This window comes from Saccharopolyspora gregorii (assembly GCF_024734405.1).
Taxonomy (GTDB): domain Bacteria; phylum Actinomycetota; class Actinomycetes; order Mycobacteriales; family Pseudonocardiaceae; genus Saccharopolyspora_C; species Saccharopolyspora_C gregorii.
Window position 1 is genome coordinate 2,452,472 of the sequence record NZ_CP059556.1, and the last position, 15,987, is coordinate 2,468,458.

General features: G+C 74.5%; 18 protein-coding genes. 9 read left to right on the top strand and 9 right to left on the bottom strand.

What is annotated here, in order from left to right:
* Positions 1–15 precede the first annotated feature (15 nt).
* From H1226_RS10545 to H1226_RS10560, 4 genes are all read left to right on the top strand, one after another.
* Positions 16–456, top strand: coding sequence for an ester cyclase (locus H1226_RS10545; protein ID WP_258348795.1), 441 nt, complete (start codon positions 16–18; stop codon positions 454–456).
* Positions 453–962 carry a flavin reductase family protein gene (locus H1226_RS10550; RefSeq protein ID WP_258348796.1) on the top strand — a complete coding sequence of 170 codons (510 nt, stop codon included), beginning with the start codon at positions 453–455 and terminating at the stop codon, positions 960–962. The genes H1226_RS10545 and H1226_RS10550 overlap by 4 nt, the downstream gene beginning before the upstream one ends.
* Positions 963–1,041: 79 nt before the next feature.
* Positions 1,042–2,469, top strand: a complete 1,428-nt coding sequence (locus H1226_RS10555) for a purine-cytosine permease family protein (protein ID WP_258348797.1) — start codon at positions 1,042–1,044, stop codon at positions 2,467–2,469.
* Positions 2,470–2,577: 108 nt separating this feature from the next.
* A complete protein-coding gene (locus H1226_RS10560) occupies positions 2,578–3,597 on the top strand; it encodes a 3,4-dihydroxy-2-butanone-4-phosphate synthase (RefSeq protein ID WP_258348798.1) in 1,020 nt (339 codons plus the stop codon).
* On the opposite strand, the gene H1226_RS10565 is transcribed toward H1226_RS10560, so the two are convergent.
* Together H1226_RS10565 and H1226_RS10570 are read right to left on the bottom strand one after the other, a co-directional pair.
* The gene (locus H1226_RS10565) at positions 3,594–4,097 is read right to left on the bottom strand and encodes a molybdopterin-binding protein (protein ID WP_258348799.1); all 504 of its coding nucleotides are present in this window, start codon (positions 4,095–4,097) and stop codon (positions 3,594–3,596) included. The genes H1226_RS10560 and H1226_RS10565 overlap by 4 nt on opposite strands.
* Positions 4,098–4,386: 289 nt before the next feature.
* On the bottom strand, positions 4,387–4,677 hold the full coding sequence (locus H1226_RS10570; protein ID WP_258348800.1) for a hypothetical protein: 291 nt from the start codon (positions 4,675–4,677) through the stop codon (positions 4,387–4,389).
* Between the two features lie 354 nt (positions 4,678–5,031).
* On the opposite strand from H1226_RS10570, the gene H1226_RS10575 reads away from it, so the two are divergent.
* Positions 5,032–5,688: an NAD(P)-dependent oxidoreductase gene (locus H1226_RS10575; RefSeq protein WP_258348802.1), complete on the top strand. Its 657-nt coding sequence runs from the start codon at positions 5,032–5,034 to the stop codon at positions 5,686–5,688.
* Position 5,689: 1 nt separating this feature from the next.
* Here H1226_RS10575 and H1226_RS10580 read toward each other — a convergent pair whose 3' ends face one another.
* Positions 5,690–6,913, bottom strand: coding sequence for an MFS transporter (locus H1226_RS10580; protein ID WP_309148800.1), 1,224 nt, complete (start codon positions 6,911–6,913; stop codon positions 5,690–5,692).
* Positions 6,914–7,390: 477 nt separating this feature from the next.
* Positions 7,391–7,966, bottom strand: coding sequence for a M15 family metallopeptidase (locus tag H1226_RS10585; RefSeq protein WP_258348804.1), 576 nt, complete (start codon positions 7,964–7,966; stop codon positions 7,391–7,393).
* 86 nt (positions 7,967–8,052) lie between these two features.
* Between H1226_RS10585 and H1226_RS10590 the strand changes: the two genes are divergently transcribed.
* Positions 8,053–8,730 carry a response regulator transcription factor gene (locus tag H1226_RS10590; protein WP_258348807.1) on the top strand — a complete coding sequence of 226 codons (678 nt, stop codon included), beginning with the start codon at positions 8,053–8,055 and terminating at the stop codon, positions 8,728–8,730.
* A gap of 10 nt (positions 8,731–8,740) precedes the next feature.
* Positions 8,741–9,808, top strand: coding sequence for a sensor histidine kinase (locus H1226_RS10595; protein WP_309148801.1), 1,068 nt, complete (start codon positions 8,741–8,743; stop codon positions 9,806–9,808).
* A gap of 48 nt (positions 9,809–9,856) precedes the next feature.
* On the opposite strand, the gene H1226_RS10600 is transcribed toward H1226_RS10595, so the two are convergent.
* The 5 genes from H1226_RS10600 to H1226_RS10620 all read right to left on the bottom strand — a co-directional run bounded on the left by H1226_RS10600 (position 9,857) and on the right by H1226_RS10620 (position 13,909).
* Positions 9,857–10,729, bottom strand: coding sequence for a sucrase ferredoxin (locus H1226_RS10600; protein WP_224957638.1), 873 nt, complete (start codon positions 10,727–10,729; stop codon positions 9,857–9,859).
* Positions 10,726–11,982 carry a cupin domain-containing protein gene (locus H1226_RS10605; protein WP_258348810.1) on the bottom strand — a complete coding sequence of 419 codons (1,257 nt, stop codon included), beginning with the start codon at positions 11,980–11,982 and terminating at the stop codon, positions 10,726–10,728. Before H1226_RS10605 ends, H1226_RS10600 begins: the two co-directional genes overlap by 4 nt.
* Positions 11,972–12,265, bottom strand: a complete 294-nt coding sequence (locus tag H1226_RS10610) for a hypothetical protein (protein WP_224965816.1) — start codon at positions 12,263–12,265, stop codon at positions 11,972–11,974. Before H1226_RS10610 ends, H1226_RS10605 begins: the two co-directional genes overlap by 11 nt.
* Before the next feature lie 77 nt (positions 12,266–12,342).
* A complete protein-coding gene (locus tag H1226_RS10615; protein ID WP_258348813.1) occupies positions 12,343–13,017 on the bottom strand; it encodes a GNAT family N-acetyltransferase in 675 nt (224 codons plus the stop codon).
* 199 nt (positions 13,018–13,216) lie between these two features.
* Complete coding sequence (locus H1226_RS10620; protein WP_258348816.1) at positions 13,217–13,909, bottom strand: FadR/GntR family transcriptional regulator; 693 nt, start codon at positions 13,907–13,909, stop codon at positions 13,217–13,219.
* A gap of 154 nt (positions 13,910–14,063) precedes the next feature.
* On the opposite strand from H1226_RS10620, the gene H1226_RS10625 reads away from it, so the two are divergent.
* Both H1226_RS10625 and H1226_RS10630 read left to right on the top strand, forming a co-directional pair.
* Positions 14,064–14,486 (top strand): VOC family protein, encoded by a 423-nt coding sequence (locus H1226_RS10625; RefSeq protein WP_258348818.1) that lies wholly within the window; start codon positions 14,064–14,066, stop codon positions 14,484–14,486.
* 83 nt (positions 14,487–14,569) lie between these two features.
* A complete protein-coding gene (locus H1226_RS10630) occupies positions 14,570–15,955 on the top strand; it encodes a GntP family permease (protein ID WP_258348820.1) in 1,386 nt (461 codons plus the stop codon).
* Positions 15,956–15,987: the final 32 nt, after the last annotated feature.

Genomic DNA, 15,987 nt, shown 5'->3' on the forward strand with positions numbered 1-15,987 from the left:
TCGAAGGAGTGACACATGGCCGCAGGACAGGACTCGCCGCGCAAGCAGCGGATTCGCGCAGCGTGGACCGCGTGCTGGGACCGCGGGGACGTCGACGCGCTCGACGAGCTGCTGGCCCCGGGCTACGCGCGGACCTCGGCGTCCGACGGCGCGGTGCAGGACCGCGCCGGCTTTAAGGAATCCATCCTGACCACCAGGGACGCGTTCCCCGACCTCACCACCGAGGTGGAGGAACTGGTGGAGGAGGGCGACCGGGTGGTGATCCGCTGGCGCAGCCGCGGCACCCACACCGAGACCTTCCTGGACGTGCCGCCCACCGGCCGCGCCGTCGAGGTCGTCGGCGTCACCTTCGCCACCTTCGACGGCGACCGGGTGACCGCGGAATGGGTCACCTGGGACCCGCGCCAGCTGCTGCGGGCGCTGGGCATCATCTCGATCGGGGAGGGACAGCGATGAGCACGTCGACCGAGCAGGCCGTCGACCCCGCCGCGGTGCGCGAGGTGCACCGCCGCTTCGTCACCGGCGTCACCGTGGTGACCGCGATGGACGGCGACGTGCCGCGCGGGCTCGCCGTGAACGCGTTCTGCAGCGTCTCGCTGGAACCGCCGATGGTCATGGTCTGCGTGCAGACCACCTCCAGCACCTACCCGGCGCTGGTGCGCGCGGACCACCTCGGCATCAACATCCTCGCCGCCGACCAGCTGCCGGTCGCGGGAGTCTTCGCCTCCAAGAGCACCGACAAGTTCGCCGAGGTCGACTGGTCGCCCGGCCCGCACGGATCGCCGCTGCTGACCGGATCGGCGGCCTCCGTCGAGGTGGAGATCGGCGAACGGCTGCGCGCCGCCACTCACACCGTGTTCGTCGGCCGCATCGTGCAGGCCGAGCACCGCGACGTCGACCCGCTGGTGTACCGGGCGGGGAAGTTCTTCGCGCCCGCTGACATGACCCCGCTCAGCCCCTGATCCCGATCCCCCTCGTGCGAGGCCGGCCCAGGTCCGCCCCGCACCCCGAGCCGTTCCGGCTCTCAGCACTGGAGAGACCATGACGCACGAGTCAGCGCCGACTCCGCAGCCCGCGTACGGCGAATCGGTGACGACGGTCGAGCCGTTCGGCGTCGACCACATCCCCGACTCCGAACGCCACGGCAAGCCGAGTTCCCAGTTCTTCGTCTGGTTCGCGGCCAACCTCAACTTCCCGATCATGATGCTCGGGTTCAACGCCATCGCGCTCGGCCTCAGCTTCACCGCCGCCGTCACCGCGGTCGCCGCCGGTGCCCTCGCCGGGTCGCTGCTGATGGCCACCATGTCCCGGATGGGCGTGCGGCTCGGCGTGCCGCAGCAGATCCAGGCCCGCGGCCCGCTCGGGTTCCTCGGCAACTTCATCCCGGTCGCCTACATCAACGTCTTCGCCGGGGTCGGCTGGGCGTCGGTGACGGTGATCCTCGGCGGCAAGGCCATCGCCGAGCTGCTGCCGGTGCCGTTCTGGGTGGGGTCGCTGCTGCTGACGCTGGTGCAGCTGGTGGTGGCGATCTACGGCTACAACATGATCCACTACCTGGAGCGGATCCTGGCGTTCGTGCTGCTCGCCCTGTTCCTGCTCATCACCGTGGTCGCGCTGGCGCGTGGTGCGGGCACCTTCCACGCCGACACCGCCGCAGACGGCTACATCGGCGGGTGGGGCGGGTGGATCACCTTCGCCGGTGCGTTCTTCGCGTTCCTGGTGGCGTGGTCGCCGTTCGCCTCCGACTACTCCCGCTACCTGCCGGACACCAAGCGCAGCGGCAAGCTGACCGCGCTGTTCACCGGCCTCGGTACCTTCATCACCGTGTTCTGGCTGGGCGTCGTCGGCGCGCTGCTGGGCAACAGCGCCACCACCAGCGATTCGATCGCGGCGCTGCACCAGCTCACCGGGCCGTTCGCGGTGCCCGCGCTGGCCGCGGTGATCCTCTCGGCGCTGTCGCAGAACTTCCTCAACGTCTACGGCGGGGCGATCTCGCTGCAGACGCTGCGGGTGCCGCTGACCCGGCCGCAGGGCGTGGCGTTGATCTGCGTGCTCGGCTTCCTGATCAGCCTGTGGGGCGAGACGGGGATCGAGGCGAAGTTCGAGGTCTTCCTGAGCCTGACCGCGTACTTCATCGCGCCGTTCGCCGCAGTGCTGCTGCTGGACTACTACGTGGGCGGGCGTTCGGACCGCAGCCGCATCGGCGAGCTCTACGACCGGAGCCGCGTCGTCGGCTGGGGCTTCGTGGCCTGGGCCGCCGGGGTGCTGCTGTCGGTGCCGTTCTGGCACTCGGCGCTCTACACCGGACCGATCGCCGCGGCGCACCCGGAGTGGGGTTCGCTCGGCAACTACGTCGCCGCGGCGGTGGCCGCGATCGCGTACCTGGCCACCCGCCGGTTGCCGTACCTGTGGGTGCGCGGTTCGGCGCGGCGCACCGGTGACGAGGTTCCGGCGACGTCGAAGTCCTGACGCCCCGCGGGGCGCGAACCCGGCCCTGCGGCGGACGATCCCGCCGCAGGGCCGGACTTCCGGTACGCGGTCCGATGTGGACGGACCGAGTCGCAGCGAGGAGGAAGCATGACCACCACCACCGCCGACGCCGGCCCGGCGGCACCGGCCCGGCCCGCCGACCCGGTGGCCGCCGCGCTCGGCGGGCTCGCCGCCGGGCGGGCCGTCGTCGTGCTCGACGACACCGGGCAGGAGGACGCCGCGCACCTCGTGCTCGCCGCCGAGCACGCCACGCCGCCGCTGGTCGCGTTCGCGGTCCGGCACACCTCCGGCCTGCTCCGCGCGGCGATCGACGCCGGGCGCGCCGACGCGCTGCGGTTGCCGCCGATGACCCGCGCCGGGGTGCGTCCCGGCGGCGCGGTTCCCTCGGTGGCGGTGGACGCGGTCCGCGGCGTGGGCACCGGGATCTCGGCGGCCGACCGGGCGCGCACCATCGCGGCGCTCGCCGATCCGCGCACCGGGCCGGACGACCTGGCGCGGCCCGGCCACGTGGTCCCGCTGCGGGTGGACGCCGGGGGCGTGCTCGGCCACCGGGGGCCCGCGGAGGCCGCCGCCGACCTGGCCGCGCTCGCCGGGCTGCACCGCGCGGTCGCGTTCGGCGAGCTCGTCGGCCTGGACGACCCGACCCGCCTGGCGGGGGCGGCCGAAGCCCGGCTGTTCGCGCTGGAGCACGAGCTGGCGGTGGTGTCCGTCGACGAGGTCGCCGAGCACCGGATGCGGCGGGACGGCCTGGTCGAGCGGGGCGCGGAAGCGCGGTTGCCGTTGCCGGCGGGGACTTTCCGCGCCGTCGGCTACCGCGCCCGCGACGGTCGGGAACACCTGGCGCTGGTGCGCGGCACGCCGCGGGGCGCGTCGCCGGTGCACGTCCACCGGGAGTGCGCCCTCGGCGAGGTCGCGGCCGGGCTGCACTGCACCTGCCGCGCCGAGCTGGACGCGGCGCTGGCGGCCGTGGCCGGGCGGGACGACGGCGTGGTCGTCCTGCTGCGCGCGGGCGGGCGCGCCGGGTCCTGCGGTTCAGCCACCGGGGCGCGGGAGGCGCGGGAACTGGAACTCGTCGCCGAGGCGATCCTCGCCGACCTGCGCGGCTAGGGCGCGGTCACCAGGTCCTCGGCCGGGGCGATGTTCAGCAGCCGCAACCGGCAGACCTGGCGCACGTAGCGGCTGGCGCGGCCGTCGCACGGCATCACCAGGGTCGGCCGGGTCAGCGTCCGCCCGTTGTAGCGGGTGGCCAGCAGCGCCGAGCACGCCCCGAACTCCGGGTCGACCTCCGCCAGCGACAGCACCACCTGGAACCCGTCCTCCGAGGTCGCGAGCACCACCACGTTGAGCAGCCCCATCTTGTGCCGCCCGTCCAGCCGGGGTGCCGCCGTCACGAGCACCTCGTGCAGCGGAACCCCGCGCACCAGGTGCACCTGGTCGCAGCGCCGGGTGCGGTAGTGGACCCGCCGCTGCACGGTCGCCCGCGCGTCCAGCTCGGCGGTGTCGAGCACCAGCTCCCCGCCCACGTCACCGGTGATCAGCAGCTGCCCCGGGGCCGGCGCGGCCCGCTGCTCCGGGATGCGCGGCCGAGCGTCCGCAGGCGGTTCCATGCGCTTCACGTTAGGACGCGCCCGGTCGCCCCCACATCGCCCGAACGGGCGAGCCCCCACACCGCGAAAGCGGACGGCATCCGCACGCCACACCCGCACCTGCGGAACATTTCCCGGGAATTCCGCATCACCTGCGAAAAGCTCACCAGGTGAGTGGCCCACTCGCCCCGGCGCACTGGTCGAGCGGGCCACTCACCTGGAGAACGTTCCACGGATAACTACTGGTGCTTGCGAAAAGCTCACCGGGTGAGTGGCCCGCTCGCCCCGGCGCACTGGTCGAGCGGGCCACTCACCTGCCGGGGTCCCGCAGGTGACGTCCAGCGCGAGCTCCGGCGGCGCCGCCGCGAGCGATCCGGCGGTGGCGGCGAGCAGGCAGCCGATCAGCAACACCCGGCGGCGGCCGGTGCGGTCGCCGGCCCGGGCGAGCGCGCGCACCCCACGGCAGCGAGAACGTGTTGGCATGGAGGGACATCTGCACGGCGAAGTGGATGAAGGTGCGCAGCAGCACCGCCGGGTCCCGCAGCGGTTCGACGTCGTGCAGCCGGACCTCGCCGAGCGCGGCGGGTCCACCGAGGCGCAAGCGGTCCGGCAGCTCGCCACCACCTGGAACCTGGGGACCTTCCTCGGCCTCTGCCGCGAGTCGGGATGGCGGAACCGCGGCGGTCCCTCCGCCGCGGCGCTTCCTCGGTGCGGCCGGCGATACCTGATGCCCGTCCGGCGCACGGCGGCGTCGCCGTGCTCGCGGGGCCGGCGCTGAGCACCCGTGGCGATGCCGGGTGGCGCGCGTGGTCGGTGGCTCGTCGGCTCCGCCGCTGACAGGAGGACCCGCCGCGCGCGGACCGGCCCGGTTCTCGGAAATGGTCCGGTCGGGGTGCGGACCAGGGCATGATGGCTCGGCGAGAGAGCGGTTGCCCCCACCGGTTCGGAGCGAGTCATGCAGATCGTCGTCCTCGGCGCGACCGGGCGGACCGGCGGCGCCGCCGTCGAGCACGCCCTCGACCGCGGGTACGGGGTGACCGCGTACGCGCGGAACCCCGACGCGATCACCCCGCGCCCCGGGCTGGCGGTCGTCGGGGGAGCGGTCGACGACGGCCCGGCGATGACGGCGGCCTTCGCCGGGCACGACGCCGTCGTCTCCTGCCTCGGCGCCCGCGTCGGAGCCGGATACCTGTGGCACGGCACCGATTTCCAGCGGCGCAGCCTGCCGCGCGTCATCGACGCGCTCGACGCGGCGGCGGTGCCCCGGTTCGTGCTGCTGTCCTCGCTGGGCATCGGGGACACGGCCCGGAAGCAGTCGTTCGTGCCGCGGCTGTTCGCCCGCACCCTCGCGAAGCGGCTGTTCGACGACAAGCTCGCCGCCGAGCGGGACCTGCCGCGGTGCGCGGCGGACTGGACCGCGGTCTACCCGGTGACGTTGAAGTCCGGCCCGGCCGACGAGGACCGCGAGCTCGCCCCGCTGGACGAGGTGACCGCGGTTCTCGGCAGGCCGGTGCTGACCTTCGCCACCGTCGCGGCCGCCCTGATCGACCTGGTGCCGGAGCAGGGCGGTCCGCGGCGGCTCGTCCTCACCGCGCGCGGGGCCTGGCGCTGACCTACTTCTCGACGCGCTGGACGTGCGCGTCGCCTTCGCCGGTGCTCAGGACGAGTTCGGCGGTGCCGCGGCGGCCGCTCGTCTCGGGCGCGGCGAACCACGCGGCCAGCGCCAGCACCGCGGTCAGCCCGGTCACCGCGAACGCGGCTCGGTAGGAGATGAGGTCGGCGAGCACCCCGGTGACCAGCGGCCCGAGGATCGACCCGACGTCCGCGCTCATCTGGAACGCGGCCAGCACCGGCCCGCCCTTGCCCTTCGCACCGACGAGGTCGGCGACGGCCGCGTTCTGCGCCGGGTTCAGCAGCCCCGCACCGACCCCGGCGACCAGCGACACCGCCAGGAACACCGGCACCGAACCGCTGAAGCCCAGCGCCGCGGTGCCGAGCCCCGACACGGCCAGCCCGACGAGCACCAGCGGTTTCCGGCCGTGCAGGTCGGAGAGCCGCCCGGACACCATGATCACGGCGGCGTTGCCGACGGCGAACACCGACAGCGCCACGCCACCCATCGCCTGCGTGGAGCGCAGCGCTTCGACGACGAACAGCGGGATCAGCGCGATCCGCACCCCGTACACCGCCCAGCCCATGCTGAAGTTCGACAGCATCGCCGCCCGGTAGGTGCGCGAGCGCAGCGCTTCCCGGACCGTCATCGCCGGGACGTCGTCCTTCACCGGTGCCGCCAGCGTCGACTTCCGCAGCAGCAGCCAGCCGATGAACGCGGCGAGGAACAGCGCCGCCCCGTAGGTCAGGAACGGCATCCGCAGCGAGAAGCCCACCATGACGCTGCCGATGATCGGCCCGGAGATGTTGCCCAGCAGGAAGCTCGTCGCCCACAACCCGGACGCGCGCCCGCGCTGCTGCGGCGGCGCGAGCCGCACCAGCAGCGCCACCACCGAGACGGTGAACATGGTGGAGCCGATGCCGCCGAGCGCGCGGAACACCAGCAGCTGCCAGTACGAGGTGGCGAACGCGCAGGCCGCGCTGCTGACGCCGACGATGCTGATGCCCCACACGTAGATCGGCCGCTCGCCGAACCAGGCGACGAGCCGCCCGCTGGCGGGGGCGAAGGCCAGGCGCATGAACGCGAACGCGCTGACGATGAACGACGCCGCCGTCACGCCCACGTCGAAGGAGGTCGCGAAGGCCGGCAGCGCGGGCGAGACGATGCCCATGCCGATCGCGACGATGAAGCTGCCGCCGACCAGGATCCAGATCTCGCGGGGCAACCGGGTTCCACTGCCGGGACCGCCCGACGCCTGGCTCGACGACTCACCTGACACCACTGCCTCGCTTCCGCTGGATGATCCGGGCTTCCCGGCCAAGAGGGCTCAACCGCGCCCGGGGCCAGCGCATTCCCAGCAGGTGGTGGGCCCTTGACAACTCGCGGCGGACGCGTCGACGCCCGGTTGCGGATCCACGGGGGTGATCTGGCGTGGCGGCCCGGAGGGCGACCGGGTGATCCGCGGGTCGGAGCCGGTGGAGATCGGGCCCGGGCGTGATCGCGCACCCGTTCCCCAGCCCGGGGACGGCGCTGTTCCTCGCCGAGCTGCCGGGTCCGTACCACCGGCTCCCGGCGGCGGCGCGCGAGCGGACGCGGGCGCTGGCGCGGTGGGCGGCGCGCTTCGACGAACCGGAGCGCGAGGACCGCGGCGCGGTCCGCTACGAGCGGGTGGGCGGCCCGCCCCGCCGGCCGCGACGGGCCGTCACGGGTGGATCCGGGGGTCCTCGGTGGGGTCGGTGTAGGGCTGCGGGCAGCCCTCGGTGACGGCCAGCGGGCGGAGTTCGAAGTGCCACGGCTCGTTGGCGTAGATCTGGCAGAGCCCGTGGTCGTCACCGTGCCGGACCAGCCAGTCCGAGGCGTCGTACGGACCGATGTCCACGGCCTGGCCGGACACGTGCGCGGAGGTCTCGGCGGTGGCGACCCAGCGCGCGGCCTCGGCGCGGGAACCGTAGGTGGTGACGGCGTCCTGCAACATCCGTTCCTGGAGGCCCGGTGATCGCCAGCCGCTGTTGACGCGGAACCGCAGTCCCTCGTCCTCGGCCTCGGTCGCGGCGGCCCGCAGCGCCTCCAGCAGGTCCTCGTCGAGCTTCCCGACGGCGGGTTCGGCGTCGTCGAACACCGACACCTCCCGGTCGTCGGGGATCGCGCCGTCCTCGGCGGTGGGTTCGCCGCGCAGCGCGGGAGAAGCGGCGATCGTCACCGCGACGCCGAGGGCGCCGAGCAGCGCGACGGCGGAGGCGGTGGTGATCCGGTTCCGGAGGTGCGGTGTCGTGGTCATGCCACCAGCGAAGACCCCGCGCCGTTGCCACCGCGTATTCGTTTTCGCATATGCCGGCGATACGTCCGCCGAACTAGCATTCCCCCATGCGAGTGCTGATCGTCGAGGACGAGCGCTACCTGGCCGAGGCGATCCGGGACGGCCTGCGGCTGGAGGCGATCGCCGCCGACGTGGCCGGGGACGGCGACACCGCGCTGGAGCTGCTGCAGGTCAACTCCTACGATCTCGCGGTCCTCGACCGGGACGTCCCCGGCCCGTCCGGGGACGACGTGGCGCGGTGGATCGTCGGCTCGGGCAGCGGGATCCCCATCCTGATGCTCACCGCCGCGGATCGGTTGCACGACAAGGAGACCGGCTTCGAGCTCGGCGCCGACGACTACTTGACGAAACCGTTCGCGCTGCGGGAGCTGGTGCTGCGGCTGCGCGCGCTGGACCGCAGGCGGGAGCGGTCCCGGCCGCCGGTGCGGGAGATCGCAGGGCTGCGGCTGGACCCGTTCCGGCGCGAGGTGTTCCGCGACGGCAGGCACGTCGCGCTCACCCGCAAGCAGTTCGCGGTGCTGGAAGTCCTCGTCGGCGCGGAGGGCGGCGTGGTCAGCGCGGAGGAGCTGCTGGCGCGGGCCTGGGACGAGAACGCCGACCCGTTCACCAACGCGGTCCGCATCACGGTGTCCGCGCTGCGCAAACGGCTCGGCGAACCCTGGCTGATCGCGACCGTCCCCGGCGTCGGCTACCGGATCGAGGCCGCGGTGGACGACCGTGGCTAGGCGCCCCGGGATGAGCGCCCGGTTCAAGCTGGCCGTGAGCTACGCCGGGTTCCTCGTCGTCGCGAGCGCCCTGCTGCTCGCCGTGGTGTGGGTGTTCCTGCTGCGCTACGTGCCGGAACAGGTGAACACGCCGGGCGGTTTCGTGCCGGGGCGCCGGGACCTGGTGCGCGCGTTCGCGCCGAAGGCGGCGCTGGTGCTGGCGGCCGTGCTGGTGTTCGGGCTGGCCGGCGGCTGGTTCCTCGCCGGGCGGATGTTGTCGCCGCTGCGCCGGATCGGCGCGGCCGCGCGGCTGGCGGCGGACGGTTCGCTCTCGCACCGGATCCGGTTGCCGGGGCGGCGGGACGAGTTCCGGGACCTCGCCGACGTCTTCGACGCCATGCTCGCGCAGCTGGAGGCGCACACCGCGGAACAGCGGCGGTTCGCCGCGAACGCCTCGCACGAGCTGCGCACCCCGCTGGCGATCTCGCGGACGCTGCTCGACGTGGCCAGCCACGACCCGGACCCGGACGTGGACGCGCTCGTCACCCGGCTGCGGCAGGTCAACACCAGGGCAGTGGAGCTGACGGAGGCCCTGCTGCTGCTCGCCCGCGCCGACCGGGGTTCCTTCAGCAGCGAACCGGTCGACCTGTCGTTGCTGGTGGACGAGGCGGTCGAGACGTCGCTGCCGCTGGCCGAGCGGCGCGGTGTCGAGCTCGACGCGGGCGGGGACGCGGCGTGGGCGTCCGGTTCGGCGGCGCTGCTGCTGCCGATGGTGACGAACCTCGTGCAGAACGCGCTCGTGCACAACCTGCCGGGCGGGGGTGCGGTGCGGGTGCGCACCGAGGCGCGGCCGGACGTCGCGGTGCTGCTGGTCGAGAACACCGGCGCGGTCCTCCCGCCGGAGGTGGTGGGGACGTTGACCGAGCCGTTCCAGCGCGGCGCGGAGCGGGTGCGCGACGACGAGCACGCGGGCGTCGGGCTCGGCCTGGCGATCGTGCGCAGCGTCGTGCGCGCGCACCACGGGAACCTCGACCTGGCGCCCCGGCCCGGAGGTGGTCTCCGCATCACCGCCGAACTGCCCGCGGCGCGGCCGAGCTGACCCGGCCGGTCTCCGGCCGCGGACCGGGCGGGAAGCGGAGTCCGGCGGTCAGCCGCGCAGGTCGAGGAGGTCGAACACCCGCATCCGGCCGGGTGCGGTGGCCGCGCAGGTCAACGGTCTCCCGGTGGCGACCCACCGCTCGCGCAGCCGCACCGCGACGTCCGGATCGGCGAGTTCCACCCGCCAGCCGGCGTCCCCGTCGGGTTCGACGGCGACGGGCCGCAGCTCGTCCACGCCGGTCGCCCCGGTGGCGGCCCGCGCGTGGTGCTGCGCGGCCTGCGCGGCCGGGGGCAGCGAGGTGCGGCCGCGCACCCAGCGGGCGTCGAGGTTCCCGGCGGCGTAGTCGCGCGCGGCCCCGACCGCGTCCACCGCCGGGATGCCGCCGAGGGCGTAGCCGTGCGGCAGCAGCACCAGCGCGGGCGCGAACCGGCAGCCGCCGAGGTGGCTGCACTCCCACGTGCCGCCGGGCGCCGCCGCGGCGAGGGCCGCGGCCACCGGTCGGCCGCGCACCGCGCAGCAGGTGTCGTGCCTGCCATGCGCGCACACCAGGTTCAGCGGCCCCGCGACGGGTTCGCCGGGTGCGTCCACCGCGTCGACCAGTTCGGCGGCCGAGGCGACCGCGCCGCCCCGGACGGATTCGCGTCCCGGCCGGGAGTCCACCCGGAACCAGCGGCGGACCGCTCCGCTCGCGTTGCGCCCGGGCCGGCGCACCAGCAGCACGCGCGCGCCCGCGTCGGCGGCCCACCCGGTGATCGCGGTGACGACGGCCGGGTCGAGCCCGGACCCGGTGAGCGCGTCCCGCCCCCACGGCCCGGGGTGTTCGAGGAGGAACCACCGCTGCGCGGGCGGCGCCGACCCCTCCAGCGGGTCGCCCGCGGCCTCGGCGACGAAGGAGCAGCGCGGCCAGTGGTGCCCGGTCACGGGAAGGCCGCGGGGACGAGCACGCCCTCCCGCAGCAGCCTGCGGACCAGCACGACCTGATCGGCCTCGTCCAGCCCGGGCAGCTCGCCCACCCGGAACGTGCCGCCGGTGAGCAGTTCGCGCACGGCGTCCGCGGTGCCCGCGGGCAGCGCGAGCCACCGGTCCGGCAGCTCCAGCACCACTTCGTCCGCGCCGTCGACGACCCGGTGGTGCAGCCCGGCACGCCGCCGCACGGCGTCCCCGGCCGCCAGCCCGCCGGCGAACTCGGCGGTGGCGACCGGCCGCACCGGTTCGGGACGCCCGCCGGACCAGACCCGGCCGCGGACGCGGCGCGCGACGTCGTCGGCGGGCACCTCCCGCAGCGCGCGGGTGAGCGCGGCGCGCACCGCGTCGAGGTGCGGGGCGAGCTCCACGGGGTCGGCGACGTCGACGCCCAGCGGCAGCGAGGCCCGCAGCTCCGGGTCCCGCGCGCAGAGCGCGGTCAGCGCCTCCACCAGCGCGAACCGGGTCAGCACGTGCACGCCCACCGTCAGGTGCGCCGACACGTCGCCGAGCGCGGTCGCGGCGTGCAGCCACCCGCGCGGCAGGTACATCGCATCGCCCGGCTCCAGCACCGCGTCGATCTCCGGAGCCTCGTCGCGCGCGCGTGCGGTGACGGCCGACGCGTGGTCGTTCCACGGCTGGTCGCGCAGCGGGTCCGGGTGCACGGGCGCGTGCACCGTCCAGTGCTTGCGCCCGGCGAGCTGCAGCACGAACACGTCGTGCACGTCGTAGTGGGCGGCGAACCCGCGGGAGGACGGCGGCGTCACGTACGCGTTGGCCTGCACCGGATGGCCGAGTTCCGCGGCGAGGCCGGTGGTGAGGTCGATGACCCCGGACCAGGTCCGATGCAGCGCCTGCAGCACCACGGTGGTCCCGTCGGCGAACAGCGCGGCGACCCGGTCGTCGCGCACCTGGTCGCCGATCTCGGCGCCCACCCCGCCGGGCCCGGTGAACGATCCGGAATCGACGACCTCGCCCTGCTTGGCGAGGCGCAGGAACGGGGTGCGCAGGCCGCGGCGGGAGAGCAGCTCGTCGACGCCGTCGAGGTCGAGCACGTCCCGGAACGAGTCCGGGTCGGCGCCGCGCCGCAGCAGCGGTTCGCGGCCCCAGTGCCGCCGGGCGAACGCGTCCACGTCGGGCCCCACGACGCGGGAGAGCGCCGCCGCGGGTGCGGCGGCGCCCTCCACGGGGCTGCTCAGTTCAGCGGGCACCGCTGTCGGCTCCGCCGTCCGCCCCACCGTCGTGCTGGCCGGGCGTGCCGCGGCCGGTCCCCGAGTCGGCGGGCCCTTCGGCCGAGCCGTCGGCGCCCCCGTCGTGCTGGCCCGGTGTGCCGCGCCCGGCGCCGGAGTCGGCCGGGCCCTCGGCGCCTCCGTCGGCTCCGCCGTCCGCGCCGCCGTCGTGCTGGCCGGGCGTGCCGCCTCCGGCGCCGGAGTCGGCCGGGCCCTCCGGTCCACCGCTGCCCGAACTCCTGATGTCATCGTCGTCGAGAGCCACCTGAGCCTCCTCGGTAGTGCGCGGTCACCGCCAGTGCTCCTCCCGATTACCCGGCGCCGCGCGAAATATGCCGTGGATCAGGGGACGCGGTGGCCGCGGAAGGTCACCGGCCTGCGGGTCCGGAAACCGAGCCGCTCGTAGAGCCCGAGGGCCGCGGTGTTGGTGTCGGTGACGTGCAGGAAGGCCCGTTCGCCGCGCGCGGCGATGCGCCCGGCCAGCGTGCGGACCAGCCGGGCCGCGTGCCCGCGCCCGCGCGCTCCGGGCGCGGTGCACACGGCGCTGATCTCCGTCCAGCCCGGCGGCCGGAGCCGTTCGCCCGCCATCGCCACCAGCGCGCCGTCCTCGTGGATGCCCAGGTAGGTGCCGAGCTCCCGGGTGCGCGGCCAGAACGGTCCCGGCTCGGTCCGGGCGACCAGGTCGAGCATCGCGGGCACGTCCGCGGCGCCCAGTTCGACCACGTCGGCGCCGGGACCGACGGGCGCGGGCTCGGCGGGGCCGATCAGCTGCCGGGCTTCGAGCGCGAACACCGGTTCCCAGCCGGGCGGCGGCACCGCTTCGGAGCTGAACATGTCGGCGAGCGCCCCGGAACCGAGCAGCCGCGCCAGGTCGTCCCACGCCGCCGGGCCCGGTTCGGCGACCGCCGCGAACGTCGTCACCCCGGGCAGGTACGTCGCCGCCGTCCCGCACCACCGAGCGAGGTGCGCGTGCCGCCCCCGCAACGACGCCAGCACCGGCTCATCCAGCACGTCCACCGCGCGTCCTTTCCTTCCTGTCAGCGGCGAAGCCGCTGAGCCGCCGACCACCTGAGCAACCGGACCACCCGCGGGTTCTCAGCTGCTTCCTCGCGAGGACAGCGTTTTCTCCTGTGGCGGAGCCACCGGTGAAAACGATCCCGCAGCGAGGAAGCAGCTGAGGTTCCGCCACCCCAGGTACTCAGCAAACCTCGAACATTCAGTCCCCATGCCAGTAGCCGAACACCGCGCTGAGGTGGCTCGCCATCGCGGCGCGCGCCGCGTCCGGGTCGTGCGCGGTGATGGCGTCGACGATGGCCTGGTGCGAGTCGCAGGCCTCCTGGTGGGCGGCGCGCAGGGTGAGGTTGTGCTCGCGCACCCGGATCAGCCCGCCGCGCAGCGAGGACAGCAGCAGGCTGAAGATCTCGTTGCCCGCCATGACGCTGACCAGCCGGTGGAACTCGAAGTCGGCGGCGACGGCGCGGGCCACGTCCTCGCCGCTGGCGCGCAGCTCCTCGTTGGCGGCGCTGAGCAGGAGAGCGGTCTCGGCGTCGCCGCGTTCGGCGGCGGCGCCCGCGGCGTGCACCTCGATCACCTCGCGCACCTCGTGGATGGAGCGGTAGTCGAGGTCGTTGTCCCGCAGGTACAGGAAGAGCGCTTCCTGCGCGCGTTCCGGCGCGACCGCGGTGATGCGCAGCCCGCTGCCGCCGCGGGAGGCGATCAGGCCGCGCCCGGTCAGGTTGCTCATGGCTTCGCGCAGCGCGGTCCGGGAGACGCCGTACTCGGTGGCGAGGTCGCGTTCGGCGGGCAGCCGGTCGCCGGGCCGCAGCCTGCCGTCCAGGATGCGCCGCAGCAGCCCCGCCACCACCTCGTCCGAGCGGCGGATCTCGCCGGGTGCGGTGTCCTCGGCCACTGGTCGTGCTCCTTCCCACGGAGGTCGCGTGCTCGCCGATCCTAGAGATCGGCCGGGGTGTGGACATCGGGCGCACCGGTTTGCTAGAAAACCTGTCATACCAATTGGTCGACCAAGGAGGTTCCGGTGCCCGCCACCGCCCACGAGGCCACCCGTGGCTGAGCCGCCCGTCCCCGCGGGCCCGATCGACCACGTCGCGCTCATCACCGGCGACGCCGACCGCACCGCCCGCTGGTACGCGCAGCACCTGGGCCTGCACGTCGTCCGGGACGAGTTCGTCGACGCGGTCGGGGTCCGGCTGGTCTGGCTCTACCCGCGCGGCTGCTCGCCCGGGGGCACCGCCGCCGGGCTCCAGCTGCTCGAACCGCACCGCCCCGGGCCGCCGCTGACCCACCTGCGGGAGCGCGGCGAAGGGCTGCACCACTTCTGCTTCGCCATCGACGACCTCGACGCGGTGCTGCGCTCGGCCGGGCAGCCACCGGAGGACGCCTTCACCGGTGGATTCGGGCTGCCGTGCGCGTTCCTCGCCGAATCCGCGGGCGGCGAACTCGTCGAACTCGTCCAACGGCCGGCCTGACCCCGCACGACCTTTCGCAACGACGCAAAAGGAATGGACAGCAGCATGCAACCGGACCACGCGCGTTCTCGCGCAGGTGCGCCGTGATCGCCGCGCGAGCCGCCGCCGCGGCACCGCTCACCGGGCACGACATCCGCCTCATGGCGGTCCTGCTCGGCGGGATCGTCTTCGTTGCCGTCGCCGTCAGCGCGCTCAAGCTGCACCCGGTGCTGGCGCTGCTCAGCGGCGGCGTGCTGGTGGGGCTGGCCGCCGGGCTCGGTGTCACCGGCACCGTCGAAGGGCTCACCACCGGCATCGGCAAGACGCTCGGCGAGACCGGGGTGCTGATCGCGCTGGGCGCCATGTTCGGCGCGGTGCTGTCCGAATCCGGCGCGGCCTCGCGGATCGTGCAGACCCTGACCGGCGGGGTGGGCGTGCGGGGACTGCCCTGGGTGGTGCTCGCCGCGTCCGTCCTCATCGGACTCCCGATGTTCTTCGAGGTCGGGTTCGTGACGCTGATCCCGGTGGTGCTGCTGCTCGCGCGGCGCACCGGCATCGAGCTCACGCTGCTCGCCTTCCCGCTGCTGGCCGGGCTGGACGCGGCGCAGTGCCTGCTGCCGCCGCACCCCGGTCCGGTCGGCGCGGCCGGAGCGCTCGGGTCCAGCATCGGACTGGTCCTGGTGCTCGGGCTGGTCGTCGCGGCCCCCGCCGTGCTGCTCACCGGCCCGTGGCTCGGTCGGCTGATGCGGCGCTGGGTGCGGGCGCGCCCGCCCGCCGGGCTGGAGCGGTTGTTCGCCGCCGACGGGAGCGACGTGCCGCGCCCGCCGGGACGCGCCCGCAGCTTCGCGGTGATCCTGCTGCCGGTGCTGCTCATGCTCGGCAAGGCCGCCACCGACCTGTTCTGGGCCGACGGCACCGGGCCGGTGCACGCGGTGGTCGAACTCGCCGGAGAACCGGCCATCGCCCTGCTGATCTCGGTGCTGGTGGCCGTCGTCGTGCTGGGCGGGCTGTCCGGCACGCCCCGCGAAGTGCGCGAGCGCTGGGTCGGCTCGTCGCTGGCGCCGATCGCCGGGATCACGTTCATCGTCGGTGCGGCCGGCGGGTTCAGCCGCGTCATCGTCGAGTCCGGCACCGCCGACGCGGTGCTCGACCTGGCCTCCGGGGCCGGGGTGCCGACGCTGCTGCTGACCTTCGGCATCGCCGCGATCCTGGTCGCCGCGCTCGGCTCCGCCACGGTGGCGGGCGTGACCGCGGCGACGCTGGTGGCCCCCAGCGTCGGCGCGCTGGACCCGGTGCACCTGGCGCTGCTGGTGCTGGCCGCGGGCGCGGGATCCTCGTTCCTGCTGCACGTCAACAGCGCCGGTTTCTGGCTCAGCAAGGAGTACTTCGGTCTGACCGTCGGCGAGAACCTGCGGGTGTGGACGCTGAGCCACACCGTGCTGTCGGTGACCTCGATGGCCGGGGTGAGCCTGCTGTGGGTCCTGCTGTGAGACACCGAATTCGCTGCTACCGAAGGGGAATC